General features: G+C 62.8%; 24 protein-coding genes. 5 read left to right on the top strand and 19 right to left on the bottom strand.

The window, feature by feature from the left end; translation table 11 throughout:
- Nucleotides 1–36: 36 nt before the first annotated feature.
- Entirely contained in the window at nt 37–1,122 is a 1,086-nt protein-coding gene (gene hemE / locus KO539_RS23410; RefSeq protein ID WP_219312044.1) for a uroporphyrinogen decarboxylase, read from the bottom strand.
- 198 nt (nt 1,123–1,320) lie between these two features.
- Here hemE and KO539_RS23405 point away from each other — a divergent pair, with 198 nt between their 5' ends.
- From KO539_RS23405 to KO539_RS23385, 5 genes are all read left to right on the top strand, one after another.
- Complete coding sequence (locus KO539_RS23405; RefSeq protein ID WP_219312042.1) at nt 1,321–3,264, top strand: prolyl oligopeptidase family serine peptidase; 1,944 nt, start codon at nt 1,321–1,323, stop codon at nt 3,262–3,264.
- Complete coding sequence (locus tag KO539_RS23400; protein WP_219312040.1) at nt 3,261–7,442, top strand: DEAD/DEAH box helicase; 4,182 nt, start codon at nt 3,261–3,263, stop codon at nt 7,440–7,442. The genes KO539_RS23405 and KO539_RS23400 overlap by 4 nt, the downstream gene beginning before the upstream one ends.
- A 55-nt stretch (nt 7,443–7,497) precedes the next feature.
- Nucleotides 7,498–7,986 (top strand): hypothetical protein, encoded by a 489-nt coding sequence (locus KO539_RS23395; protein WP_099403738.1) that lies wholly within the window; start codon nt 7,498–7,500, stop codon nt 7,984–7,986.
- A 169-nt stretch (nt 7,987–8,155) separates the two neighbouring features.
- Nucleotides 8,156–10,015 (top strand): DUF885 domain-containing protein, encoded by a 1,860-nt coding sequence (locus tag KO539_RS23390; RefSeq protein ID WP_219312197.1) that lies wholly within the window; start codon nt 8,156–8,158, stop codon nt 10,013–10,015.
- A gap of 171 nt (nt 10,016–10,186) precedes the next feature.
- Nucleotides 10,187–10,567, top strand: coding sequence for a hypothetical protein (locus KO539_RS23385; RefSeq protein ID WP_070257795.1), 381 nt, complete (start codon nt 10,187–10,189; stop codon nt 10,565–10,567).
- A gap of 84 nt (nt 10,568–10,651) precedes the next feature.
- Here KO539_RS23385 and tatC read toward each other — a convergent pair whose 3' ends face one another.
- The 18 genes from tatC to KO539_RS23295 all read right to left on the bottom strand — a co-directional run bounded on the left by tatC (nt 10,652) and on the right by KO539_RS23295 (nt 23,796).
- Nucleotides 10,652–11,407 carry a twin-arginine translocase subunit TatC gene (gene tatC, locus KO539_RS23380; protein ID WP_035823092.1) on the bottom strand — a complete coding sequence of 252 codons (756 nt, stop codon included), beginning with the start codon at nt 11,405–11,407 and terminating at the stop codon, nt 10,652–10,654.
- A complete protein-coding gene (tatB, locus tag KO539_RS23375; protein WP_219312038.1) occupies nt 11,404–11,937 on the bottom strand; it encodes a Sec-independent protein translocase protein TatB in 534 nt (177 codons plus the stop codon). Before tatB ends, tatC begins: the two co-directional genes overlap by 4 nt.
- Nucleotides 11,938–11,985: 48 nt before the next feature.
- Nucleotides 11,986–12,222, bottom strand: a complete 237-nt coding sequence (gene tatA, locus KO539_RS23370; protein WP_034780931.1) for a Sec-independent protein translocase subunit TatA — start codon at nt 12,220–12,222, stop codon at nt 11,986–11,988.
- An 80-nt stretch (nt 12,223–12,302) separates the two neighbouring features.
- Nucleotides 12,303–12,674 carry a histidine triad nucleotide-binding protein gene (locus KO539_RS23365; RefSeq protein WP_219312036.1) on the bottom strand — a complete coding sequence of 124 codons (372 nt, stop codon included), beginning with the start codon at nt 12,672–12,674 and terminating at the stop codon, nt 12,303–12,305.
- Between the two features lie 15 nt (nt 12,675–12,689).
- Nucleotides 12,690–13,061, bottom strand: coding sequence for a phosphoribosyl-ATP diphosphatase (locus KO539_RS23360; RefSeq protein WP_034753849.1), 372 nt, complete (start codon nt 13,059–13,061; stop codon nt 12,690–12,692).
- Entirely contained in the window at nt 13,058–13,495 is a 438-nt protein-coding gene (gene hisI / locus KO539_RS23355; RefSeq protein WP_034753847.1) for a phosphoribosyl-AMP cyclohydrolase, read from the bottom strand. The genes KO539_RS23360 and hisI overlap by 4 nt, the downstream gene beginning before the upstream one ends.
- 34 nt (nt 13,496–13,529) lie before the next feature.
- Entirely contained in the window at nt 13,530–14,291 is a 762-nt protein-coding gene (gene hisF / locus KO539_RS23350) for an imidazole glycerol phosphate synthase subunit HisF (protein ID WP_035823098.1), read from the bottom strand.
- 60 nt (nt 14,292–14,351) lie between these two features.
- Nucleotides 14,352–15,125 (bottom strand): 1-(5-phosphoribosyl)-5-[(5-phosphoribosylamino)methylideneamino]imidazole-4-carboxamide isomerase, encoded by a 774-nt coding sequence (gene hisA, locus KO539_RS23345; RefSeq protein ID WP_219312034.1) that lies wholly within the window; start codon nt 15,123–15,125, stop codon nt 14,352–14,354.
- A gap of 55 nt (nt 15,126–15,180) precedes the next feature.
- The gene (gene hisH, locus KO539_RS23340; protein WP_080753288.1) at nt 15,181–15,819 is read right to left on the bottom strand and encodes an imidazole glycerol phosphate synthase subunit HisH; all 639 of its coding nucleotides are present in this window, start codon (nt 15,817–15,819) and stop codon (nt 15,181–15,183) included.
- Nucleotides 15,820–15,854: 35 nt separating this feature from the next.
- Nucleotides 15,855–16,445, bottom strand: coding sequence for an imidazoleglycerol-phosphate dehydratase HisB (gene hisB, locus KO539_RS23335; protein ID WP_010402123.1), 591 nt, complete (start codon nt 16,443–16,445; stop codon nt 15,855–15,857).
- A gap of 19 nt (nt 16,446–16,464) precedes the next feature.
- Nucleotides 16,465–17,559, bottom strand: a complete 1,095-nt coding sequence (hisC, locus tag KO539_RS23330; protein WP_219312032.1) for a histidinol-phosphate transaminase — start codon at nt 17,557–17,559, stop codon at nt 16,465–16,467.
- Nucleotides 17,560–17,581: 22 nt separating this feature from the next.
- The gene (locus KO539_RS23325) at nt 17,582–18,541 is read right to left on the bottom strand and encodes a site-specific DNA-methyltransferase (protein WP_219312030.1); all 960 of its coding nucleotides are present in this window, start codon (nt 18,539–18,541) and stop codon (nt 17,582–17,584) included.
- Nucleotides 18,538–19,863 carry a histidinol dehydrogenase gene (gene hisD, locus KO539_RS23320; protein ID WP_219312028.1) on the bottom strand — a complete coding sequence of 442 codons (1,326 nt, stop codon included), beginning with the start codon at nt 19,861–19,863 and terminating at the stop codon, nt 18,538–18,540. The genes KO539_RS23325 and hisD overlap by 4 nt, the downstream gene beginning before the upstream one ends.
- Nucleotides 19,864–19,889: 26 nt before the next feature.
- Entirely contained in the window at nt 19,890–20,570 is a 681-nt protein-coding gene (gene hisG, locus KO539_RS23315) for an ATP phosphoribosyltransferase (RefSeq protein WP_099379210.1), read from the bottom strand.
- A 12-nt stretch (nt 20,571–20,582) separates the two neighbouring features.
- Nucleotides 20,583–21,833, bottom strand: a complete 1,251-nt coding sequence (murA, locus tag KO539_RS23310; RefSeq protein WP_035823107.1) for a UDP-N-acetylglucosamine 1-carboxyvinyltransferase — start codon at nt 21,831–21,833, stop codon at nt 20,583–20,585.
- Nucleotides 21,834–21,837: 4 nt separating this feature from the next.
- The gene (locus KO539_RS23305; RefSeq protein WP_034753824.1) at nt 21,838–22,074 is read right to left on the bottom strand and encodes a BolA family protein; all 237 of its coding nucleotides are present in this window, start codon (nt 22,072–22,074) and stop codon (nt 21,838–21,840) included.
- Nucleotides 22,075–22,120: 46 nt separating this feature from the next.
- Nucleotides 22,121–22,882 carry an ABC transporter permease gene (locus KO539_RS23300; protein ID WP_034753822.1) on the bottom strand — a complete coding sequence of 254 codons (762 nt, stop codon included), beginning with the start codon at nt 22,880–22,882 and terminating at the stop codon, nt 22,121–22,123.
- On the bottom strand, nt 22,879–23,796 hold the full coding sequence (locus KO539_RS23295; RefSeq protein WP_035823109.1) for an ABC transporter ATP-binding protein: 918 nt from the start codon (nt 23,794–23,796) through the stop codon (nt 22,879–22,881). Before KO539_RS23295 ends, KO539_RS23300 begins: the two co-directional genes overlap by 4 nt.
- Nucleotides 23,797–23,870 lie beyond the last annotated feature (74 nt).

Raw genomic sequence — 23,870 nt, 5'->3', positions numbered from 1 at the left:
CTGCGCCAGGGGAAAACGGATACTTACTGCGGATACTTACTGGCCGCTGCGCATGGCGCGGCTCATGCTGTGCACGGCTTCCACCATGGCTTCCACGGATTCGGGCGGCGTGAACTGGGAAATGCCATGGCCCAGGTTGAATACGTGGCCCGTGCCGGCCGAGGGCGCGCCAAAGGCGTTGAGCACTTTCGCCACTTCGGCGCGGATCTGATCCGGGCTGGCGAACAGGATGGCCGGGTCGAGGTTGCCCTGCAAGCCCACTTTATGGCCGACCAGCTGGCGCGCGCGCGTCAGGTTGACGGTCCAGTCCAGGCCCACGGCATCGGCGCCGATGTCGGCGATCTGCTCGATCCACTGGCCGCCGCCCTTGGTAAACACGATGGCGGGAATCTTGACGCCATCCTTGTCGCGTTTCAATTGCGCCACCACTTGCTGCATGTAGGCCAGCGAGAATTCCTGGTAGGCGCCATCGGCCAGCGCACCGCCCCACGAATCGAAAATCATCACGGCTTGCGCGCCGGCATCGATTTGCGCATTCAGGTACTGCGCCACGGAGGTGGCGTTAATCGCCAGGATGTGGTGCATCAGGTCGGGGCGGTTGTACAGCATCTTCTTGATGGTATGGAACTCTTTCGAGCCGCTGCCTTCCACCATGTAGCACGCCAGGGTCCACGGGCTGCCGGAAAAACCGATCAGCGGCACGCGGCCATTGAGTTCCGTGCGGATTTGCGTGACGGCCTTGAAAACGTAGTCGAGCGACTCCAGGTCCGGCACTTGCAAGGCCTTCACATCCTGCTCCGTGCGCAGCGGACGCTCGAACTTCGGCCCTTCGCCATCGGCAAAATACAGGCCCAGGCCCATCGCGTCGGGCACGGTCAGGATGTCGGAAAACAGGATGGCCGCGTCGAGCGGGAAGCGCTCCAGGGGCTGCAAGGTCACTTCGGTGGCGTAATCGGGATTCTTTGCCAGGCCCAGGAAGGAGCCGGCCCGCTCGCGCGTGGCGCGGTATTCGGGCAGGTAGCGGCCCGCCTGGCGCATCAGCCAGACAGGCGTGTGCTCGGTCGGCTGGCGCAACAGGGCGCGCAGGAAAGTATCATTCTGGAGCGGAGCAAATTGTGGCATGGCAGGCAATCGAGCTTGGAGAAGCGGTATTATCGCATCCAATCGCCGCCAAATCATTGATTCCGGTGCCGCTTTGCAGCATTTGCCACGCACACCGATGACTTTCGTTGTGCCAGCCCTTCCATTATGATGATGCACGCCGCCACGCGCCCTGACCCTGCCTGGCGGCCCTTGATCCCCTCACTACACGGAGCCCGCATGACCTCGACCGCATCCAGCACCCCTTATGGCATTTGGCCATCGCCGATCAGCGCGGCCATCGTCGCCGCCGGCGCCTCGCCGCTGACGCAGCTGGCCCTGGGCGGTGCGGATGGCGCCGATGTATTCTGGCTGGCCGGACGCGCCAGCGAAGCGGGCCGCAACACCTTGCTGCGCCAGCGCGGCGCGCGTGTCGATGAACTGACGCCGGCACCCTTCAATGTGCGTACCCGCGTGCATGAATACGGCGGCGGCGCATATGCCGTGGCCGGCGATAGCGTGTATTTCTCGCATTTCGCCGACAACTGCCTGTACCGCGTGGCCGGCGACGCCATGCCCGAAGCGTTCACCACGGGCGGCAATACGCGCCACGCGGATTTCGTTGTCGACGCGGCCCGTTCCCGCCTGATCGCCGTGCGCGAGCAGCATCCGGAAGCAGGCCATGCGCAGCCGGAAAACTGCCTGGCCGCCGTCGGCTTCGACGGGCGCGAAACGGTGCTGGCGCGCGGCCACGATTTCTATGCGGCGCCGCGCCTGTCGCCGGACGGCAGCCAGCTGGCCTGGATCAGCTGGGATCACCCGCGCCTGCCGTGGCAAGGCACGGAACTGTGGCTGGCCGACGTGCACGCGGACGGCAGCCTCGGTTCGCCACGCCTGATCGCCGGCGGCGCGCGCGAGTCAATTTGCCAGCCGGAATGGTCGCCAAACGGCTTGCTGCATTTCGTCTCCGACAGCAGCGGCTGGTGGAATCTGTACCGCCTGCACGGCGCCAACATCGAGGCGCTGTGCCCGATGGAAGCGGAATTTGCCACGCCGCACTGGACCTTTGGCGGCAGCATGTACGGCTTCCTTTCCGACGACGAGATCGTCTGCACGTATATCCAGGCCGGCGTCAGCTACCTGGCGCAATTGAACGTGGCGGCGGCCAAGCTCGAACCGATTCCGCATCCCTACCAGGAAATCCGCGAACTGCGCGTAGGCCCCGGCTTCGTCGCGCTGCTGGGCGGCAGCCCGACCATTGCGCTGGAACTGGCGCGCATCGATTTGTCTAACCATGAGCTGGAAGTGCTGGCGCAGTCGATCACGGCCCTGCCTGCGCTCGCTTATCTGTCCGTGCCGCGCAGCCTGAGTTTTGCCAGCAGCAACGGCCGCACGGCGCACGCCTTCTTCTATGCGCCGCACAACACCGACGTGCAGGCGCCGGCAGGAACCTTGCCGCCCGTCATCGTCATCAGCCACGGCGGACCCACCAGCATGGCCAGCAATACATTAAAGCTGGCGACGCAGTACTGGACCAGCCGCGGCATCGGCGTGCTCGACGTCAACTATGGCGGCAGCAGCGGCTTCGGCCGCGAATACCGCGACGCGCTGCGCGGGCAGTGGGGCATCGTCGACGTGGAAGACTGCATTGCAGGCGCGCGCTACCTGGCCGCCAACGGCCTGGCCGACCCGGAACGCCTGATCATCCGCGGCGGCAGCGCGGGCGGCCTGACGACCCTGTGCGCATTGACGTTCCACGACGTCTTCAAAGCGGGCGCCAGTTACTATGGCGTCTCCGACCTGAAGGGCCTGGACAACGATTCGCACAAGTTCGAATCGCGCTACACGGATTACCTGATCGCGTCGCAGCCGCAAGCCGAGGCGCTGTACCTTGAGCGCTCGCCCATCCACCACACGGATAAACTGTCGCGCCCGATGATCTTCTTCCAGGGCCTCGACGACAAAGTCGTGCCGCCGCAGCAGTCGCAGCTGATGGTCGACGCCCTGCAGGCGCGCGGCGTGCCCGTCGCGTACGTGCCGCTCGAAGGCGAGGGCCACGGCTTCCGCAAGGCGGAAAACATCGTGCGCACGCTGGACGCTGAACTGTATTTTTACCAGCGCGTGTTCGGCCTGCCCGTGGCGGCCGGCGAGCCGCCCGTGCATATCGCCAATTTGCCCGCATGAACGAGCAACATGTAGAACAACATCTGCTGGACGAATTCGCCGCCCTGGAACAGCATGAGCAGATGATTCTGGCCCTGCTGGCCATCACGGGCGAACCGGTCGGCAAGCATGCCGTGTATGAACACTTGCAGCGCGCCAATGTCGTCGAACCGGACGGCACGCCATTTACCCTGGCTGTCGTCACGGGCATGCTGCAGCGGCTGACGCGCCTGGCGCTGGTCAGCGAGGTGGTGGGACGCGGTTTTGCCTGTGAAGCGAGGCTGCGCTGGCCCGCCATGCGCGCCGCCATCGAACACCTGGTGTTTCGCGACCTGTGCCAGGCTATCGAGCTGATCAACCCCGTGCGCCGCAACTGGGATGGCTATGTGGAATTGCGCAGCTACCGGCAAGGCGTGGCGCGCCTGCGCATCGCCCTGTTGCGCAATGACGAGGTGCGCCACGTGGCCGCCATCCTGGCCGCCTGCATGGCGTGCTATGAAGCGCAGCAGCTGCATCCGCTGATCGAGATTTTCGGCCGGCCGTTCGAACCGGAAATGTTGTCTTTCGTCATGCCGCAACTGCAGGATGACATCCTGGCCGTGCTGCTGGGCAACGCCCCCCGTGAACCAGGCACGGCGCACGCCATCCGCACGTACGCACGCGCGCACCACGCGCGCCAGGCGGCCGCCGGCGACCATATCGGCGCCGCCCTGCCGCTGGCCCTGGCCGAAGACGCCCTGCTGTGCGGCGAACTCGACGCGGCCGCCCGCTACCTGGCAGGCCAGCAGGGGCCGCAGGCGCTGTTTGTCGACAGCAGCATCGCCCTGTTGCGCGGCGAACATGCGCAGGCCGTAGCGGGCTTCGAAACGGCCTTGAAAGGGCTGCGCAAGGAGGCGGGCAAGCGCAAGCTGTGCTTTACGGGCATCGGCGGCCATTTGTACGTGCTGGCCCTGCTGCGCGGCAACGACGCCAAACTGCTGAAAAGCGCGGAAACCTATCTCGATATCGCCCTGCACGCACAGCCCAACCACGACAGCATCGTCTACCAGCAACTCAATACCTTGCGCCTGGTGCGCGCCGGCGTGCAACTGGCGGAAAGCATTCCCACGCGCAGCTGGGAAACGGCACTGCAGGAGCAACTGTTCCAGGGCTTGCTGTACTACTGGCTGGCACTGCCGCAATTGAGCGAACGCAAGGACCAGCTGCGGTCGCTGGTGCAACAAGCGGACGCGGCCGGCTACGACCTGATCGCCGCGCAAGCGGCCGGCTTGCTGGGCCTGATGGGCGAGCCGCAGCAGGAGCGCTATGCCACGGCAAAACGGGCGCAGCACGGCTTGACGGACATGGCGCCGTGGTTCGAGCGCCAGGAAGCGTGGCAGCGCCAGCTGAGCGCGCTCATCAACCTGCAGCAGAACGCGCCCGCCGAAGCGCTGGGCGGCGTCTCGCGCCTCGTCTGGCTGGTGGCATTCGACCCGCGCTTTGGCCTGACGGCCGTGGAAGTGCGCGAGCAGAAACGCGACGCACGGGGCGGCTGGAGCAAGGGCCGCGCCATGGGCCTCAAACGCCTGGCCGAAGAAGCGGGCGACATCGATTTCCTCACGCCGCAAGACGCCCGCGCGGCGGGCAGCATCGCACCGTTCAAACAATATTATTCGTCGGCACCGCGCTATGAAATCGAACTGGACAAGGCCGCCATCTTGCTCGTCGGCCACCCGCTCGTCTTCTGGCTAGACCACCCCGACACGCGCGTGGAACTGATCGCCGGCGCACCCGAGCTGCTGATCAAATCCCACGAGGGGCAGCTGTGGCTGGGCATGCAGCCGCCATTGCCCGACAACGGCAGCAATGTCGTGGTGCAGCGCGAGACGCCGACGCGCTTGCGCGTGGTGCACATCCTCGACGAGCACCGGCGCATCGGCGCCATCGTGGGCCTGGGCCTGTCCGTGCCGCTGCATGCGGAAAAACAGGTGATGCAGGCGATCGGCGCCATCTCGTCCATGGTCACGGTGCAATCGGATATCGGCGGCGGCGCCGGCGCCGCGGAAGCGATCACGGCCGACCACCGCCTGCACGTGCATCTGCTGCCCTACCAGCAAGGCCTGAAAATGCAGATCCTGGTGCGCCCGCTGCTCGACAATGGCGCTTATTACGCGCCGGGCAGCGGCGCCGAAAGCGTGTTTGCCGATGTGGCCGGCCGGGCCGTGCAGGCGCGGCGGGACCTGAACGCGGAACGCGAAGCGCAGCGCCAGCTCATCGGGCGCTGCCTGGTGCTGGAAGAGGCGCAAGAAGAGCATGGCGAATGGCTGCTGGGCCAGCCTGCGCTGGGCTTGCAACTGCTGGTGGAATTGCAGGCGCTTAATCCCGCCGGCATGGTATTGGCGTGGCCGGAAGGCGAAACCATGCGCGTGTCGAAACGCATCGACAGCGGCCAGATGCGCTTGAACATCAAGAGCGAGAAGGACTGGTTTGCCGCCAGCGGCGAAGTGCAGATAGATGAAGACAAGGTGATGGATTTGCGCGCCCTGCTCGACTTGATGCAGAACAATAAGAGCCGCTTCGTGGCCTTGGGCGACAACCAGTTCCTCGCGCTCAGCGATGAATTGCACCGCCGGCTGTCCGAGCTGGCCGCGTATGGCGAGACGCATGCCGACGGCGTGCACATCCACCCGCTGGCCGCCTTCGCGCTGGAAGAGCTGGCCAACGACGCGGGCGGCGTGAAGGCCGACAAATTGTGGCGCGAACACTTGCTGCGCCTGCGCGCCCTCGACGACTATCAACCGCAACTGCCCAGCACACTGCAAGCGGACTTGCGCGACTACCAGCTGGCCGGTTACGAATGGCTGGCGCGCCTGGCGCACTGGGGCGTGGGCGCCTGCCTGGCCGACGACATGGGGCTCGGCAAGACTTTGCAGGCGCTGGCGCTGATCCTGGCGCGCGCGCCGAACGGCCCCACCCTCGTCGTCGCCCCCACATCCGTGTGCATGAACTGGATCAGCGAAGCGCAGCGCTTCGCGCCCACCTTGAACATCAAACTGTTCGGCAGCGGCGACCGCGCCGACATGCTGGAGACCTTGCAGCCCTTCGACGTGGTGGTGGCCAGCTACGGCTTGCTGCAACAGGAAGCGGCGCTGTTTGCTGGCGTGCGCTGGCATACGATCGTGCTTGACGAAGCGCAAGCGATCAAGAATGGCGCTACCAAACGCTCGCAAGCCGTGATGGCCTTGCAAGGCGATTTCCGCATGGTGGCCAGCGGCACGCCGCTGGAAAACCACCTGGGCGAATTGTGGAATCTGTTCCGTTTTATTAACCCGGGCTTGCTGGGTACCCTCGACCAGTTTAATTTGCGCTTTGCCGGTCCCATCGAGAAGGATCAGGACAAGCGGGCGGCGGCCGGCGCACGCTTGCGCTTGCGCCGCCTGATCGCGCCCTTCATCCTGCGCCGGACCAAAACGCAAGTGCTGTCGGAGCTGCCATCGCGCACGGAAATCGTGCTGGAAGTGGAATTGTCGCCGCAGGAAACGGCACTGTACGAATCCTTGCGCCGCGAAGCGCTGGAAAAGCTGGCCATGGTGGAAGGGCCGGCGTCCAAGAAAGCCATCCAGATCCTGGCCGAGATCATGAAGCTGCGCCGCGCCTGCTGCAATCCGCAACTGGTGGCGCCGGAGCTGGGCCTGGCCAGCAGCAAGCTGGCCGCGTTCGCCCAGTTGCTGTCGGGCTTGCTGGAAAACCGCCACAAGGTACTCGTCTTCAGCCAGTTCGTCGACCATCTGACCCTCATCCGCCAGCACCTGGAACAGCATGGCGTGCGCTACCAGTATCTCGACGGCAGCACGCCGATGCAGGAGCGCAAGCGCCGCGTCGATGCTTTCCAGGCGGGAGAGGGAGACGTTTTCCTGATCAGCCTGAAAGCGGGCGGCATGGGCATCAATCTGACGGCCGCCGATTACGTGATCCACATGGACCCGTGGTGGAACCCGGCCGTGGAAGACCAGGCCTCGGACCGCGCCCACCGCATGGGGCAATTGCGCCCCGTCACCATTTACCGGCTGGTGGCCAAGCACACGATCGAGGAAGGCATCGTCGAATTGCACCAGCACAAGCGCGACCTGGCCGACAGTTTATTGGAAGGCAGCGACGCGGCCGCGCGCATGTCGGCCCATGACATGCTGGGCATGCTGCAGGAGGGCTTGAAAAAATGAACGGCGAAGCCGCGTTCCATGCGATGATCCATTTTCCCTGTTGCTTTCCCACGCCATGACCGACTATATCGCCACCAGCGCCGGCCAGCGCGCCACTTTTTTGTGCGGCAAATCCTGGACCGCCTACGTCAGCACTTTCCTCATTGCCGTGCTGCTGTTTTTTGCCGCCCTGCCGCTGGCCTTCAAGTACAACGCGCGCGCCGCCTTCGTCGTGCTGATCGGCTCGGCCCTGATCGTCGGCTACCGCCTGCTGACGATACGCAGCTACCAGCTGTACCTCGATGAGGCGGGCGTGTGGCTGGCCTCCGGCATCTTGCCGTGGAAAAAGAAACTGACGGGCGTGAAATGGCGCGACATGGATGAAGCCGTATATGAAACGAACTTCTGGAGCTGGCTGTTCCAGTCCTATACGGTGCGCGTCAGCCAGCGCTACACGCAGGAAACGGAAATCCACGCCACCGGCATGGCGCGCGGCAAGGATGCCGTGGCGGCCATCAATGCGCGCCACCAGGAACTGCTGCACGGCAGCGCCATCGTCGTCTAGCACCGCGCGCTCCCGGCGCAAAAAACTGCGCAGCGGCGGCAATTAATGCTAATCTTTGGGCCGCCCAGGCAAGCAAGGCCAACCTTTCAATAGTTGTTTGTTACTTATATTATCAGTTTATTATTTTCTGATGAGGACAAACGACAAAATATTCAAGAGATAAACTATGCTGATAAAGAATAAAGTTGCGCTCGCCGCATTGATGATGGCGTTTACCCTGACACCGGCCAGCGCCGCCAAGAAGCCGCAGAAAAACGGCAAGGCCAGCACCAGCAGCAGCAAGAAGAAAACCGTCGGCAAGAAAGCGGCCGTCGTGACGGCGGCCACGGCAGCCACGGTCGCGGCCGTCGCCAGCGAGAACAGCAGCGACCGCTCCATGAATAACCTGAGCGGCCAGTTCCTCACGGCCCTGTGGCGCCTGGATCCGGAAAGCGCGATTTCCGTCGGCAAGTACGATGGCGCCGCCAACCTGAGCATTCCCGACGCGGCCAGCCGCCAGAAGCAACTGGCCTTCATCGAAGAATGGCTGGGCAAGTTCGGCAAGCTGAATGCCGGAAAAATGTCGGACAAGCAACGTACCGACCTGGCCTTGCTGACGAATAAACTGCAATCGGACCGCTGGTACCTGACCACCTTCCGCGAATTCGAATGGAATCCCGCCCAGTACAACGTGGCCGGTTCCATCGACTTCATCCTGAACACGGAATACGCGGCCCAGCCGCAGCGCCTGCGCACCTTGCTCAAGCGCATCGCCACCGTGCCGCAATATTATGCGGCCGCGCGCGCCAGCATCGTCAACCCCACGCGCGAACACACGCAGCTGGCCATCGCCCAGAGCGCAGGCGTGCTCAGCGTGCTTGACGACCTGAACAAGACGGCACAGGGTTCCATCCTGACGCCGGCGGAAAAACAGCTGTACAACGCGCGCATCGCCGCGGCCCGCACGGCCGTGCAAGGCTACGCGGCCTGGCTGACGGAACAGGATGCGGCGCTGGCGCAGAACGGCAACGCGCGCTCCTTCCGCATCGGCAAGGAGCTGTATGAGCAGAAATTTGCCTACGATATCCAGGCCAGCGTGAGCGCCGAGCAGATGTACCAGAAAGCCTTGGCCGCGCGCGAAAAGTTGCTCGAGCACATGGATAGCCTGTCCGACGAGCTGTGGGTGAAAACCATGGGCGCCACGGCCAAGCCGGCGGACCGCACGGCAAAGATCGGCATGGTGATCGACAAGCTCTCCAGCAACCACGTGGCGGCCGCCGATTTCGTGCCGGAAATCCGCCGCCAGATTCCCGAACTGCAGGCATGGGTCACCAGCCACAACCTGCTGACGATGGACCCGAAAAAGCCCCTGGTCGTGCGTGAAACGCCCGCTTACCAGCGCGGCGTGGCCGGCGCCAGCATCGAGGCGCCCGGCCCGTACCGCCCACAGGACCGCACTTATTACAACGTGACGCCGCTCGATGGCGAAACGCCGGAACAGGCGGAAAGCAGCTTGCGCGAATACAACCACTGGATCTTGCAGATCCTGAACATCCACGAAGCCATTCCCGGCCATTACACGCAGCTCGTGTACGCCAACAAGTCGCCGTCCTTGGTCAAGTCCATCTTCGGCAATGGCGCCATGATCGAAGGCTGGGCCGTGTATGGCGAACGCATGATGCTCGAATCGGGCTATGGCAATAACGCGCCGGAAATGTGGCTGATGTATTCGAAGTGGAACTTGCGCAGCGTCACCAACACCATCCTCGACTACAGCGTGCACGTGCTGGGCATGACGGAAGCGCAGGCGCTCGACCTGCTGACGCGCCAGGCCTTCCAGACCCAGCGTGAAGCCAAGGAAAAATGGCGCCGCGTGCAGTTGAGCTCGGTGCAACTGACCAGCTATTTCAGCGGCTACAGCGAAATCATGGACTTGCGCGAACAGCGCAAGCTGGCGCTGGGCAGCAAGTTCGTGCTGAAGGATTTCCACGAACAATTCCTCAGCTACGGCAGCGCGCCCGTGAAAGTCATCAAGGAACTGATGAATTAACTCGTACGCATCCTCTCCTTGCAAAGGGCGCCGCGGCGCCCTTTTTGCATGCGTTTGCGCCATCGCAAACCGCCGGCTGCCCTGTCCATTAAGCTGACGGGAAGGCAGGCGCCACCGCACTCCTCACTGGCAATTGCCGATTTTCCTGCTACGCTGGATTCAGGAGCGTCCATGCATATGCCCATCCAGTTCGACACCCTCGATTACGCCAAACGCCTCGCCTCGGCCGGCGTACCCACGCAGCAGGCGGAAGCCCATGCCACGGCCTTGGGCGAAGTCTTGGGCTCGGCCGTGGTCGTGCATGGCGAACTGGCGGCCCTGGAGCGCAATCTGCTGGGGGAAATCAAGCTCGTGGCGCAAAAGGTCGATACCAGAGTGGATGCGCTGGAACTGAAATTCGATACCAGAATAGATGCACTGGAGCAAAAATTCGACGCCCGCCTGGAACGTCTGGACTTGCGCCATGGCGCGGACATGAAGCACGTCTATTGGATGATGAGCACCCTGATCCTGCTGAACCTGGGCATCCTCAGCAAACTGATGCTCCAGTAAGCACTCACCAAGTGACTGCCCAAAGAAAAAGCCGCTGCTCACGAAAGAGGCCAGCGGCTTTTGCTTGCGCGTATTGCAAACCGTCTAGGACGCTTCTTCCGGCGCCTGGGTTGCCTTGACGAAGATGGGCGCCACCAGCAGGCCCAGCTCGAACAGCAGGCACATCGGGATGGCCAGCGAGAACTGGCTGACGACGTCCGGCGGCGTGACGATGGCGGCAATCACGAAGGCGCCGACGATGATGTAGGGACGCACTTCCTTGAGTTTCGCGATGGACACGAGTCCCATGCGCACGAGGATCACCACCACCACGGGCACTTCGAAGGTGGCGCCAAAGGCCAGGCACATCGACATGACGAAATCGAGGTAGTTTTCGATATCGGGCGTCACCGCGATCGACGAGGGCGAAAAGTCGCTGATGAAGTGGAAGACGCGGCCAAACACAAAGAAATAGCAGAAGGCCACGCCGGCCATGAACAGCAGGGAAGACGAGATGACCAGCGGCGCGATCAGGCGTTTTTCATGCGTGTACAGGCCGGGGGCGATAAACGCCCACATCTGATACAGCACCCAGGGCAAGGCGACGATGAAGGCGATCACCAGGGTCACTTTCATCGGCACGAGGAAGGGCGAGATAACGCCGGTGGCGATCATTTTCGAGCCGGCCGGCAGCGAGGCGATCATCGGCGCGGCAATAAAATCGTAGATATGCGAAGGGCCGGGCCAGTAAAACAGCACGGCGCAGACGACGGCGATACCGATCGAGGCCTTGACCAGGCGGTTGCGCAGCTCGACCAGATGCGAGATAAAAGTTTCTTCCACCGGGGATTTGCTACTCATGAGTAAAAGGAGGAGGAACTGGCACGCGGACGGAAGCGCGCCACGCGGGCGGCCGCCGACTGCACGTGCAGCTTGCCGCCATGGCGCTGCTTGTACCAGCCAGGGATGGCGGAATTGCGCACCAGCTTCTTGCGGCGGAATTCGCGCGCCTTGCGGGCCAGGTCTTCATTGGTGGCGCGCAGCATGGCTTCGTGGGCATCGTGATGCCCCTCATACGAGCTGGCATCGCCGCGCCAGGCGTTTTCCACCTCGGCCAGGTTGCCGGAGATCGAGTTTTCCACGCCATGCATGGATTTCTCCACGCTTTGCTTGACGGAATGGGCCGCATCCTGCACTTCCTTCTGCAGGTTTTTTAGCTCTTCCATTTCGATTTCGCGCGAGACTTCGGATTTCACCTGGTTCAGGTAGCGTTGCGCGCGGCCATACAGGGTACCGGCCATGCGCGCCACTTTCGGCAACTTTTCAGGGCCGATAACTATCAACGCAACCACGCCGATGATGGCGATTTTAGAGAGGCCGAGATCGATCATAAGCGGACAAGGGCTGTTACCGGACGAGGCAAGCGCCCCGCCACGCTATCAGAACTTGCTTTTCTCTTTCGTCTCGACGTCGATGGTGCTTTTGTCGGCCACTTGCGATGGCGCAGCAGGAGGGGTATTGGCTGCCGGGGCGTCATCTTCGCCCTTGACGCCATCCTTGAAGCCTTTGACGGCCTTGCCGATATCACCGCCGATATTGCCCAGTTTCTTGGTGCCGAAGACCAGCATGACGATGACCAGAACGATCACCCAGTGCCAAATACTCAATGAACCCATCACATTCTCCTTGCGGGACGGTGCCCGAATAGCGTCAACCAATGCCGGTAGTATACACGTGAACCCGGCGCGCAGCGAAATCAGTGTTGACCGCGCCAGGGACGGGGACCGCCGTACACATGAATGTGCAGGTGATACACCTCTTGCCCACCGTTCGGGCCGCTGTTGAGCATGGTCTTGAAGCCGCCGGCAGGCGTGCCATCGGCGTCATACGTGACGGCGCAGCCAAACTCGGCAGCGAGTTTCGGCGCCAGGCGCAGCAGCTTGCCCAGCATGTCCGTATGGCTGTCGTCGCAATCGGACAGGCTGGCCACGTGGCGTTTCGGGATCAACAGCAGGTGCACGGGGGCGGCCGGGTTGATATCCTTGAAGGCCAGCAAGTCCTCGTCCTCATACACGATGGACGAAGGAATTTGTTTTGCAGCAATCTTGCAGAAAATACAGTTATCCACGCACGCTCCAGTAGGTCAGTGTTTGTCTGTTTCGCCGGCATCGCGCAATTCATCCTTGCGTGCCGCCTTTTCTTCCAGGCCCGACAAGCCTTCGCGGCGCGCCAGCTCGTCGAGCACCTGCTGCGGCGTCAGGTCGAACTGCGCCAGCATCACCAAGCTGTGAAACCACAGGTCAGCGCATTCGTACAGGACCTTCGACGGGTCGTTGTCACGGCGCGCATCCTTGGCGGCCATCACGGTTTCCGTCGCCTCTTCGCCGATTTTTTTCAAAATCGCATCATCGCCCTTGGCAAACAGGCGCGCGACATACGAGGTGGCGGGGTCGCCGCCATTGGCCAGCTTGCGCGATTCGATCACGGCGGCCAGGCGCTTCAGGGTTTCACTCATTTGCTCTTGCTTTCCGCGTAAATCGTCTCAGGATCTTTCAGGACGGGATCGGTGACTTGCCATTCGCCCGTTTTTTCATCGCCTTCAAATTTCTGGAAGAAGCACGAGTGGCGGCCCGTATGGCAGGCGATGCCGCCCGCTTGCTCGATTTTCAGCAAGACCACGTCTTCATCGCAATCGAGGCGGATTTCCAGCACCTTTTGCGTGTGGCCCGACTCTTCACCCTTGTGCCACAGTTTCTTGCGCGAACGGCTCCAGTATACGGCTTCGCCCAGCTCCACCGTGCGCGCCAGCGCGTCGCGGTTCATCCAGGCAAACATCAGCACGTCATTGCTGCCCGCTTCCTGCGCGATCACGGGCACCAGGCCGTGCTCGTCCCATTTGACCTTTTTCAGCCACTTGGCATTGCTTGCTACGATGGTTCCGTTTTGCATGTTCTTCTATCCTGCTGATATTGACTGCTGCTATTTACGCCAGGCGCATGGGAATGCCCTGCTGCGCCATGAAACGCTTGGCTTCCTGCACCGTGTGCTGGCCATAGTGGAAGATGCTGGCGGCCAGCACGGCGTCCGCGCGGCCCACCTTGATGCCGTCGACCAGATCTTGCAAGCCGCCCACGCCACCCGAGGCGATGACGGGAATGCTGACGGCGTCGGACACGCCGCGCGTCAGGCCCAGGTCGAAGCCGACCTTGGTGCCGTCGCGGTCCATGCTGGTGAGCAAGATCTCGCCGGCGCCCAGGCTTTCCATCTTTTTGGCCCATGCGAACGCGTCCAGGCCCGTGGCCGTGCGCCCGCCATGGGTAAACACTTCCCACTTGCCGGGCGACACTTGTTTGGCGTCAATGGCGACGACGATGCATTGCGAGCCGTGCTTTTGCGACGCCTCGTACACGAGTTGGGGATTCGTCACGGCCGAGGTGTTGATGCTGACCTTGTCGGCGCCCGCGTTGAGCAGCCGGCGCACGTCTTCCACCACGCGCACGCCGCCGCCCACGGTCAGCGGAATGAACACTTGCGACGCCACGGCTTCGATGATGTCGAAGATCAGGCCGCGGTTGTCGCTGGACGCGGTAATGTCGAGGAAAGTGATTTCGTCGGCGCCCTGCTCGTCATAGCGGCGGGCGATTTCCACCGGGTCGCCAGCATCGCGCAATTCCGTGAAATTGACGCCTTTGACGACGCGGCCATTGGTCACGTCGAGGCAGGGGATGATACGTTTTGCAAGCATGATGGTATCCAGATTGTCGCCAGGCCGGGCGTGCGCAGGCACGCTCCCGGCCGGGCTGGCTTAAACGGCGGCGTCGGTCAGTTCGTCGGCGCGTTCCTGCGCCTGCGCCAGGTCGATCGTGCCTTCATAGATGGAACGGCCGCAGATCACGCCTTCGATGCCTTCGGTCTGGACCGCGCACAGCGCTTCCACGTCCCCGATATTGTGCAGGCCGCCAGAAGCGATGACGGGGATCTTGACGGCTTGCGCCAGCTTGACGGTGGCGTCGATATTGATGCCGCCCATCATGCCGTCGCGGCCGATGTCCGTGTAAATGATCGATTCGACGCCGTAGGCTTCGAATTTTTTCGCCAGGTCGATCACTTCGTGGCCCGACATCTTGCTCCAGCCATCCGTTGCCACTTTGCCATCCTTGGCATCGAGGCCGACGATGATGTGGCCGGGGAAGGCGCTGCAGGCGTCGTGCAGGAAGCCGGGGCTTTTCACGGCCGCCGTACCGATGATGATGTAGGTGATGCCGGCGTCAAGGTAGCGCTCGATGGTGTCGAGGTCGCGGATACCGCCGCCCAGCTGCACGGGGATTTCCTCGATGTCGTTTTCCACGGCGAAATCCTGCACCGCTTTCAGAATGGCCTTGACGGCGCCTTCATTCTTCGGCTTGCCGGCAAAGGCGCCATTCAGGTCGACCAGGTGCAGCCGGCGCGCGCCTTGCATCAGCCAATGGCGGGCCATGTCGGCCGGGTCTTCGGAAAATACGGTGGCAAGTTCCATATCGCCTTGTTTCAGGCGTACGCAGTGACCGTCTTTCAGGTCGATGGCGGGAATGAGCAGCATGGTCAGTGTGATTTAAAAGTGAGTGAGAGGCGGACAAAAAGCCGGAGAGCTAACGTTAAGGTTGCCAGTGAACAAAGTTCTTGTACAGCTGCAAGCCAGCGGCAGCGCTTTTTTCAGGGTGAAACTGTGTCGCGAAAATATTATCACGGGCGACGGCGCAGGCGAACGGCGCGCCATAGACAGTCTCGCCCACCGTGTGCGCCGCCTCTTGAGGTTGAGCAAAATAACTGTGCACAAAGTAAAAATACGCGTTGTCGGCGATGCCATCCCACATGACATGGGACGCCGTTTGCCGCACTTGGTTCCAGCCCATTTGCGGCACCTTGAAGCGCGAACCGTCTTCCTGCACCTGGCCGTCGAGCTGGAAACGCACGACTTTGCCTGGCAGCAAGCCCAGACCGGCCGCATTGCCCTCTTCGCTGCCGTCGAACAGCATTTGCTCGCCGATGCACACGCCCAGCACGGGCTTGCTGTCGGCGGCGCGCAGCAGCGCTTCGAGCACGCCCGATTCGCGCAGGCTGCGCATGCAGTCGGGCATGGCGCCCTGGCCAGGCAAGACGATGCGGTCGGCGCTGTCGATGTCTTCCACAGTGCCGGAAATGCGCACGTCGGCTTCCGGCGCCACGGCACGCAAGGCCTGCGCCACCGAGCGCAAATTGCCCATGCCGTAATCCACCACCACAATTTTATTCATGTTTGATCTCGGAATCTACAGTGGTTCGCGGGCGCTTACAGGCTGCCCTTGGTCGATGGAATGATGCCGGCCGCGCGCTCGTCGAGCTCGGCAGCCATGCGCAGCGCGCGGCCAAAGGCCTTGAACACGGTTTCGCATTGATGGTGGGCATTCGTGCCGCGCAGGTTATCGATATGCAAGGTCACGCCCGCATGGTTGACGAAGCCGCGGAAAAATTCCAGGGTCAGGTCGACGTCGAAGCCGGCGATCATGGCGCGCGTAAACGGGATGTGGTATTCGATGCCTGGGCGACCCGAGAAATCGAGCACCACGCGCGACAGCGCCTCGTCCAGCGGCACGTACGCGTGGCCGTAGCGGCGGATGCCCTTCTTGTCGCCGATGGCCTTGGCCACGGCCATGCCCAAGGTGATGCCCACGTCTTCCACCGTATGGTGGTTGTCGATATGCACGTCGCCCGTCGCTTCGATATCGAGGTCGATCAAGCCGTGGCGGGCGATCTGGTCCAGCATATGATCGAGGAAGGGCACGCCGGTATTGAGCTTTTGCTGGCCCGTGCCGTCCAGGTTGAGGGCGACGCGAACTTGCGTCTCATTGGTGTTGCGCGTGATTTCTGCGGTGCGGTTCATGGGAGGCTCTGGCGGTAGGCTAAACGAGGGATGCCTTGAAGGCATCGTAAAAAAGGGAATTTTCTTCCGGGGTGCTGACGCTGATGCGCAGGCAATTGGCCAGCGCAGCATGCATTTTACTCATATTTTTAATTAAAACCCTGCGGGCAAGCAGTTTTGCACAAACATCGTCGGAATCCGCCACACGAATCAGAAGAAAATTTGCCTTCGACGGGAATACCGTCACGCCCGGCAACTCTGCCAGGCGCAGCGCCAATGCATCGCGCGCGCTGTTGAGCAGGTCCGCCTGGGCATTCAACACGTCGAGGTGATCGAGCGCGAATTCGGCCGCCGCCTGCGTCAGCACGTTGACATTGTACGGCGGGCGCACTTTCTCGAATTGCGCCAGCAGGGCCGGCGCGGCCGACATGTAGCCGAGACGGATGCCGGCCAGGCCCAGTTTCGACACGGTGCGCATCACCACCAGATTCTCGAACTCGGGCAAGCGGCCCATGAAGCTGTGCTGCGCGAACGGCTCGTACGCTTCGTCGACGACGGCGATGCCCGTGTCGCCAAGCGCCGCGAGGATGCGCTCGATGTCGGCGCCGGCAAACAGGTTGCCCGTCGGGTTGTTCGGGTACGCGAGAAACACCAGCGCCGGGCGATGCTGTTCGATGGCCGCCAGCATGGCCGGCATGTCCAGGCTGAAGTCGGCCTGCAAAGGCACGCCGACGAAATCCATGCCGGCAAACTGCGCCGAGCGCGCATACATGACGAAGGCGGGCACGGGCGCCAGCAGCACGGCGCGCTTGCCCGGCTCCTGGTGGGCGCACGCCATGGCCAGGATGGAAATGAGTTCATCGGAGCCATTGCCCAGCATGACGTCATAGCCGGCGGGCACGCCCAGCTTGGCGCAGATGGCCGCCTGCAGGCTGGCGTACGACGGCGGATAGCGGTTCAGCGCCACGCCGGCCAAGCGCGCGCCCAGCTCCTCGCGCAGCTGCGGCGGCAGCGGATACGGGTTTTCCATCGCATCGAGTTTGATGTAACCGCTGGCATCGGCGACCTGGTAGCTTTTGACGGCCCGCACATCGGAGCGCACGGTGTTGCTGATTAACTGATCGAGGAAAGACATGCTGCAAACACTCCTGATGAAATTAAATGACGACGTCTTCCGGCACGGCGGCGCTGCGCGCCTTGCGGGCCGGCGCTTTTTTCGCGGCGGGCGGCTTTTTCGCGGCGGGCGGCTTTTTCGCGGCGGCCGGCTTCTTGGCAGCCGCCGTTTTTTTCGCCGCCGCCCTGACGGGCTTGGGCGCGGCCAATGTGGCCGGTTCGGCCAGCTCCTGGGCCAGCGCCGCCAGCCGTTGTTCGATGATGGCGCAGTAATCGGGATTCAATTCAAAGCCGACGAAATCGCGCCCGCAGCGCTTGGCCGCCAGGGCCGTGGTGCCGCTGCCCATGAACAGGTCGAGCACCACGCCGCCGGGCGGGCACGACGCCTTGACCATGCGCTCGATGATTTCAAGCGGCTTTTGGGTCGGGTGGTCGGCCCGTTCCGGGTGTTCCTTGTGCAGGCGCGACACGCTCCACAAGTCTTTTGGGTTGTAGCCCACTTCCAGCCATTTCGCGCCGATGAAGATCGAGCGCGAACGGGCTTTCTTGGTGGCCGCGTCGTAGGCGATGCGCACCGCGTCAAGGTCGAAGTAGTAATCCTTGCGCTTGACGAAAAAGCCGATGGTGTCGTGCACCGATGAAAAGCTGCGCACGCTGCCGCCCATGGACGGCACGCGGCGGTCCCAGATGATTTCATTCATCATCGCCATGCGCTGTTTCAGCATGACGAAGATCTCCGGCGAATAGCGCCAGGTCAGAAAAATATACAGGCTGCCGTTGGCTTTCAGCTTGGGCAGCGCCGCATCGATCCATTCTTCCGTCCAGCGCAGGTAGTCGGCCACGGACTGCTGGTCCGAGGCATTGCCGTAATCCTTGCCCAGGTTGTACGGCGGATCCGTCAGGATCAGGTCCACCGAGCCATCGGGAATGCGCGCCAGCCCCGCCAGCGCATCTTCGCAATAGACCCGGTTGACCCAGTCCGGCTGCTCCGCCAACTTCGTCATGGCTGCGGCTTCAGACGCAGTTCGGCGCTGCGCGCGTGCGCCTGCAAACCTTCGCCGTACGCCAGCGTGGCGGCGACACGGCCCAGGGTTTGCGCGCCCGCTTCGCTCACGTAGATGATGGACGAGCGCTTCTGGAAATCGTACACGCCCAGCGGCGACGAGAAACGCGCCGTGCGCGAGGTCGGCAGCACGTGATTCGGACCGCAGCAATAGTCGCCCAGCGATTCGGACGAGAAGCGGCCCAGGAACATGGCGCCCGCGTGGCGGATCTGCTCGGCCCACTGCTGCGGATTTTCCGCCGAGATTTCCAGGTGTTCCGCGGCAATGGAATTGGCTATTTCACAGGCCTCTGCCATGCTGCGCACCTTGATCAGCGCGCCGCGGTCGGCCAGCGAGGTGCTGATGGTGGCCTGGCGCGGCATCGTCGGCAGCAGCTTGGCGATGCTCTCTTCGACTTGCGCGATGTAATCGGCGTCCGGGCACAGCAGAATCGCCTGCGCCAGTTCGTCGTGCTCGGCCTGCGAAAACAGGTCCATCGCCACCCAGTCGGGGTCCGTCGTGCCGTCGCACAGCACGAGAATTTCCGACGGCCCGGCAATCATGTCGATGCCGACGATGCCGAACACGCGGCGCTTGGCGGCAGCCACATAGGCATTGCCGGGGCCGACGATTTTATCCACGGCGGCAATTGTCTGCGTGCCGTAGGCCAGGGCGCCGACGGCTTGTGCGCCGCCGATGGTGATCACGCGCGTCACGCCGGCGATCGCGGCGGCGGCCAGCACCATCTGGTTTTTCACGCCGTCCGGCGTCGGCACCACCATGATGATCTCGCCCACGCCCGCCACGTGCGCGGGAATGGCGTTCATCAGCACGGACGACGGATACGCTGCCTTGCCGCCCGGGACGTAGATGCCGACCCGGTCCAGCGGCGTAATTTTTTGCCCCAGCACCGTGCCATCGGGCTCGGTGTAGCTAAAACCGCGCAATTCCTCGCGCTGGCGTTCGTGGAAGGCGCGGATGCGCTGCGCGGCGATCTGCAGCGCCTCGCGCTGCGCCGACGGCAAGCCGTTCAGGGCCGCCTGCAATTCGGCTTGCGAAATATCGAAGGCCGCCATTTCCGCCGCGCCGCCATGCGGGATGCGGTCGAAACGGTTGGTGTATTCCAGCACGGCGGCGTCGCCGCGCGTTTTCACATCGGCCAGGATTTTTGCGACCGACGTTTCAATCGCTGCATCGGTGCCCGCCTCGAACGCCAGCAAGGTGTCGAGCGATTGTTGGAAACCATCCTGGCTTGAATCAAGCTTGCGTATCTGTATCGGCATAATCGGCTTTCTGCTACTGAATAAGTCTAGGCTTGCGAATTAGTTTGCGAAGCACGTTCAAACGCCTCGATGATCGGCTGCAAGCGCTCGCGCTTGAGTTTTAACGCCGCCTGGTTGACCACCAGGCGCGACGAAATTTCCATGATGTGCTCGACCTCGACGAGGTTATTCGCACGCAAGGTGCTGCCCGTGCTGACCAGGTCGACGATGGCGTCGGACAAGCCGACCAAAGGCGCCAGCTCCATCGAACCATACAGCTTGATCAGGTCGACGTGCACGCCCTTGGCGGCGAAATGCTCGCGCGCCGTGTGCACGAACTTGGTGGCCACGCGCAGACGCGCGCCCTGATGCACGGCCTTTTCGTAGTCAAAACCGGCCTGCACCGCCACCGACATGCGGCAGGCGGCGATATTCAGGTCGATCGGCTGGTACAGGCCTTCGCCGCCGTGTTCGAGCAAGACATCCTTGCCCGCCACGCCGAAATCGGCCGCGCCGTACTGCACGTAGGTCGGCACGTCGCTGGCGCGCACGATGATGACGCGCACGTTCGGATCGTTGGTGGCCAAAATCAGCTTGCGCGAGGTCTCCGGGTTTTCCAGCACCTTGATGCCGGCCGCTTCCAGCAGCGGCATGGTGTCCTCAAAAATGCGGCCTTTCGACAGCGCCAGAATCAGCTGGGAGCTGTCACCGTTATTCGATCCGTTCATGCTCGTTCCTTGTTATTTGATGCGTACGATGTTGGCGCCCACGGCCGACAATTTCACTTCCATGCGGTCGTAGCCGCGGTCGAGGTGATAGATGCGGTCGATCAGGGTTTCGCCATCGGCAGCCAGGGCCGCGATCACCAGCGACGCCGAAGCGCGCAGGTCGGTCGCCATCACGGGCGCGCCGCGCAGCTGCTTGACGCCAGCGATGATGGCCGTGTTGCCCTCGATGGTGATGTCGGCGCCCAGGCGGTTCATTTCCTGCACGTGCATGAAGCGGTTCTCGAAAATCGTCTCGGTGACGCGGCTGGCGCCATTGGCGATGGTGTTGACGGCCATGAACTGCGCCTGCATGTCGGTCGGGAAGCCCGGGTATTCGGTGGTGCGGAAGCTGACGGGGTTCGGGCGGGCCGACATCTCGGCGCGGATCCAGTCGGCGCCGAAGGTCATCGTCAGGCCCATGGCGCGCAGCTTGTCGAGCGCCGCATCGAGGATATCGGTGCGCACGTTGCGCAGCGTGATGTCGCCGCCGGTGGCCGCCACGGCGCACAGGAAGGTGCCCGTTTCGATACGGTCGGCGATCACCGCGTGCGAGGCGCCGTGCAGCGCGTCGACGCCCTGGATCACCAGGCGGCTGGTGCCGATGCCGTCGATCTTCGCGCCCATGGCCACCAGCAGGTGCGCCAAATCCGTCACTTCCGGTTCGCAGGCGGCGTTTTCCAGGATGGTCTCGCCTTCGGCCAGGGTCGCGGCCATCAGCAGATTCTCGGTGCCGGTGACGGTGATCATGTCGGTGACGATGCGCGCGCCTTTCAGCTTGGCGCACTTGGCGTAGATGTAGCCCGCTTCGATGCGGATCTCGGCACCCAGCGCCTCCAGGCCCTTGATGTGCTGGTCGACGGGACGCGAACCGATGGCGCAGCCGCCCGGCAGCGAGACCTTGGCTTCGCCGAAGCGCGCCAGCAGAGGGCCGAGCACGAGGATCGAGGCGCGCATGGTTTTCACCAGCTCATACGGCGCTTCCAGGGTATCGATGGCGCTGCCGTTGAGGAGCACGCGGTCGCCGTCCTGCTGCACTTTCAGGCCCGTCTGGCCCAGCAGTTTCAGCATGGTGGCCACGTCGTGCAGGTGCGGCACGTTCGTCAGGTCCAGGTCGCCCGCAGTCAGCAGGCCCGCGCACAGGATGGGCAGGGCGGCGTTCTTCGCGCCGGAGATGGCGATGTCGCCGTTCAGGCGGTTGCCGCCGTTGATGAGGAGCTTGTCCATGTGCTTATCCTTGGAATTCTTCAGGTGTCAGGGTTTTCATCGACAGCGCGTGGATTTCTTCGCGCATGCGGTCGCCCAGCGCCGCGTAGACGATCTGGTGACGCTGGATCAAACGCTTGCCGGCAAACGCGGGCGAGACGATCACGGCCTGGAAGTGCTGGCCATCGCCCTCCACTTCGAGGTGCGTGCATTCGAGGCCGGCCGACAGGTAGCCGTGGATCAGTTCTGGAGTGGTGGTCACGATAAGTCCTTGATATTGAATAATGTAGTGATGTGATATGGCGCAATTAATGACGCAAACGATAGCCGCTCTTCAGCAGGCGGATCGATGCCAGCGCCAGAATCACGAGGAAGCCGGCGACGATGGAAAGACTGAGCCACGGGCTGACGTCGGACACGCCGAAGAAGCCGTAGCGGAAGCCGTCGATCATGTAGAAGAAGGGGTTCAAATGCGATACCGTCTGCCAGAAGGCGGGGAGCGAATGGATCGAATAGAACACGCCCGACAAAAAGGTGGCCGGCATGATCAGGAAGTTCTGGAAGGCGGCCAGCTGGTCGAATTTTTCGGCCCAGATGCCGGCGATCAGGCCCATGGTGCCCAGCATGGCGGCGCCGAGGAAGGCGAAGACGACGATCCACAGCGGCGCGACAAACGACAGGTCGGCGAACCAGCACGTGATGGCGAAGACGCCAAAGCCCACGGCCAGGCCGCGCGCGACGGAAGCGAGTACATACGCCGAGAAGATTTCCCAGTGCGACAGGGGCGTGAGCAGCACGAACACCAGGTTGCCCGTGATCTTGGACTGGATCAGCGAGGACGAGGAATTGGCGAACGCGTTTTGCAGCACGCTCATCATCACCAGGCCGGGAATCAGAAAGGCCGTGTAGCTGACGCCGGGGCTCGGCTCCACGCGGCCGTCGAGCACATGGCCGAACACCAGCAGGTACAGCATCGACGTGAGCACGGGCGCGGCCACGGTTTGCGTCGCCACTTTCCAGAAGCGCAGCGTCTCTTTGTAGACGAGGGTGCGAAATCCTGTCGAAATCATACGGTACCTTTATCCATGATCTGCAAGAAGATATCTTCCAGGTCGGCTTGTTGCAATTGCATTTCATCGATCTCGGCGCCCGCTTCGCGCAGGCGAGCGAGGATTTTTTCGACTTCGCTGTATTCGTTGACGCGCAGACTGAACTTGTTCGGCGCCTGCTGTTCTTCCGGGTGCAGCACCAGGTGCCGCAGGTCGGCCGGCAGGCTGCCGTTTTTGAGATGCACCTGCAGCTGCGAGCCGGCGATGCGGCGGATCAGGGCCGACATGGTGTCGAGCGCCACCACCTTGCCCGTCTTCAGCATGGCGACGCGCTGGCACATGGCTTGCGCCTCTTCCAGGTAGTGGGTGGTCAAGACGACCGTGTGGCCGCCTTCGCGGTTCAGGCGCGAGATGAACTTCCACAGGGTCTGGCGCAGTTCCACGTCGACGCCGGCGGTCGGCTCATCGAGCACGATGACGGGCGGCTTGTGCACCAGCGCCTGCGCCACGAGGACGCGGCGCTTCATGCCGCCGGACAGCGCGCGCATATTCGTGTCTGCCTTGCCGGTCAGGTCGAGGTTTTCCATGACCTCGTCGATCCACTTGTCGTTGTTCGGCAAGCCAAAGTAGCCGGATTGCAGGCGCAGGGTTTCGCGCACGGTGAAAAACGGGTCGAACACCAGCTCCTGCGGCACCACGCCCAGGTTGCGGCGCGCATTGCGGAAGTCCGTGACGACATCGTGGCCATGGATCTTGACGGTGCCCGCGTCGGGGCGTATCAGGCCGGCGATGATGGAAATGAGGGTGGTCTTGCCGGCGCCGTTCGGGCCAAGCAGGCCGAAAAATTCGCCTTCCTCGATGGCCAGCGACACGCCGCCCAGCGCCTTGAGCGATTTATAGCTCTTTTCTACATTCGTGATTTGAATTGCGGTCATGTGCTTGTTTCAAGTGTAATGCGTCTGGTGTGATGCGCCAGTTGCCGGAGACATCCAGGCCGGCAGGCCGGTGC

It is taken from the genome of Janthinobacterium sp. NKUCC06_STL (assembly GCF_019345455.1).
Taxonomy (GTDB): Bacteria; Pseudomonadota; Gammaproteobacteria; order Burkholderiales; family Burkholderiaceae_D; genus Janthinobacterium; species Janthinobacterium rivuli.
The sequence above is the reverse complement of the archived record's forward strand: the minus strand, read 5'-3'. Positions and strand labels throughout refer to the sequence as shown.

What these genes read in the sequence shown, in the direction of transcription:
- hemE (WP_219312044.1), bottom strand. Translation starts at nt 1,122, where the DNA reads ATGCCACAATTTGCTCCGCTCCAGAATGATACTTTCCTGCGCGCCCTG.
- KO539_RS23405 (WP_219312042.1), top strand. Translation starts at nt 1,321, where the DNA reads ATGACCTCGACCGCATCCAGCACCCCTTATGGCATTTGGCCATCGCCG.
- KO539_RS23400 (WP_219312040.1), top strand. Translation starts at nt 3,261, where the DNA reads ATGAACGAGCAACATGTAGAACAACATCTGCTGGACGAATTCGCCGCC.
- KO539_RS23395 (WP_099403738.1), top strand. Translation starts at nt 7,498, where the DNA reads ATGACCGACTATATCGCCACCAGCGCCGGCCAGCGCGCCACTTTTTTG.
- KO539_RS23385 (WP_070257795.1), top strand. Translation starts at nt 10,187, where the DNA reads ATGCATATGCCCATCCAGTTCGACACCCTCGATTACGCCAAACGCCTC.
- tatC (WP_035823092.1), bottom strand. Translation starts at nt 11,407, where the DNA reads ATGAGTAGCAAATCCCCGGTGGAAGAAACTTTTATCTCGCATCTGGTC.
- tatB (WP_219312038.1), bottom strand. Translation starts at nt 11,937, where the DNA reads ATGATCGATCTCGGCCTCTCTAAAATCGCCATCATCGGCGTGGTTGCG.
- tatA (WP_034780931.1), bottom strand. Translation starts at nt 12,222, where the DNA reads ATGGGTTCATTGAGTATTTGGCACTGGGTGATCGTTCTGGTCATCGTC.
- KO539_RS23360 (WP_034753849.1), bottom strand. Translation starts at nt 13,061, where the DNA reads ATGAGTGAAACCCTGAAGCGCCTGGCCGCCGTGATCGAATCGCGCAAG.
- hisI (WP_034753847.1), bottom strand. Translation starts at nt 13,495, where the DNA reads ATGCAAAACGGAACCATCGTAGCAAGCAATGCCAAGTGGCTGAAAAAG.
- hisF (WP_035823098.1), bottom strand. Translation starts at nt 14,291, where the DNA reads ATGCTTGCAAAACGTATCATCCCCTGCCTCGACGTGACCAATGGCCGC.
- hisA (WP_219312034.1), bottom strand. Translation starts at nt 15,125, where the DNA reads ATGCTGCTCATTCCCGCCATCGACCTGAAAGACGGTCACTGCGTACGC.
- hisH (WP_080753288.1), bottom strand. Translation starts at nt 15,819, where the DNA reads ATGAATAAAATTGTGGTGGTGGATTACGGCATGGGCAATTTGCGCTCG.
- hisB (WP_010402123.1), bottom strand. Translation starts at nt 16,445, where the DNA reads ATGAACCGCACCGCAGAAATCACGCGCAACACCAATGAGACGCAAGTT.
- hisC (WP_219312032.1), bottom strand. Translation starts at nt 17,559, where the DNA reads ATGTCTTTCCTCGATCAGTTAATCAGCAACACCGTGCGCTCCGATGTG.
- KO539_RS23325 (WP_219312030.1), bottom strand. Translation starts at nt 18,541, where the DNA reads ATGACGAAGTTGGCGGAGCAGCCGGACTGGGTCAACCGGGTCTATTGC.
- hisD (WP_219312028.1), bottom strand. Translation starts at nt 19,863, where the DNA reads ATGCCGATACAGATACGCAAGCTTGATTCAAGCCAGGATGGTTTCCAA.
- hisG (WP_099379210.1), bottom strand. Translation starts at nt 20,570, where the DNA reads ATGAACGGATCGAATAACGGTGACAGCTCCCAGCTGATTCTGGCGCTG.
- murA (WP_035823107.1), bottom strand. Translation starts at nt 21,833, where the DNA reads ATGGACAAGCTCCTCATCAACGGCGGCAACCGCCTGAACGGCGACATC.
- KO539_RS23300 (WP_034753822.1), bottom strand. Translation starts at nt 22,882, where the DNA reads ATGATTTCGACAGGATTTCGCACCCTCGTCTACAAAGAGACGCTGCGC.
- KO539_RS23295 (WP_035823109.1), bottom strand. Translation starts at nt 23,796, where the DNA reads ATGACCGCAATTCAAATCACGAATGTAGAAAAGAGCTATAAATCGCTC.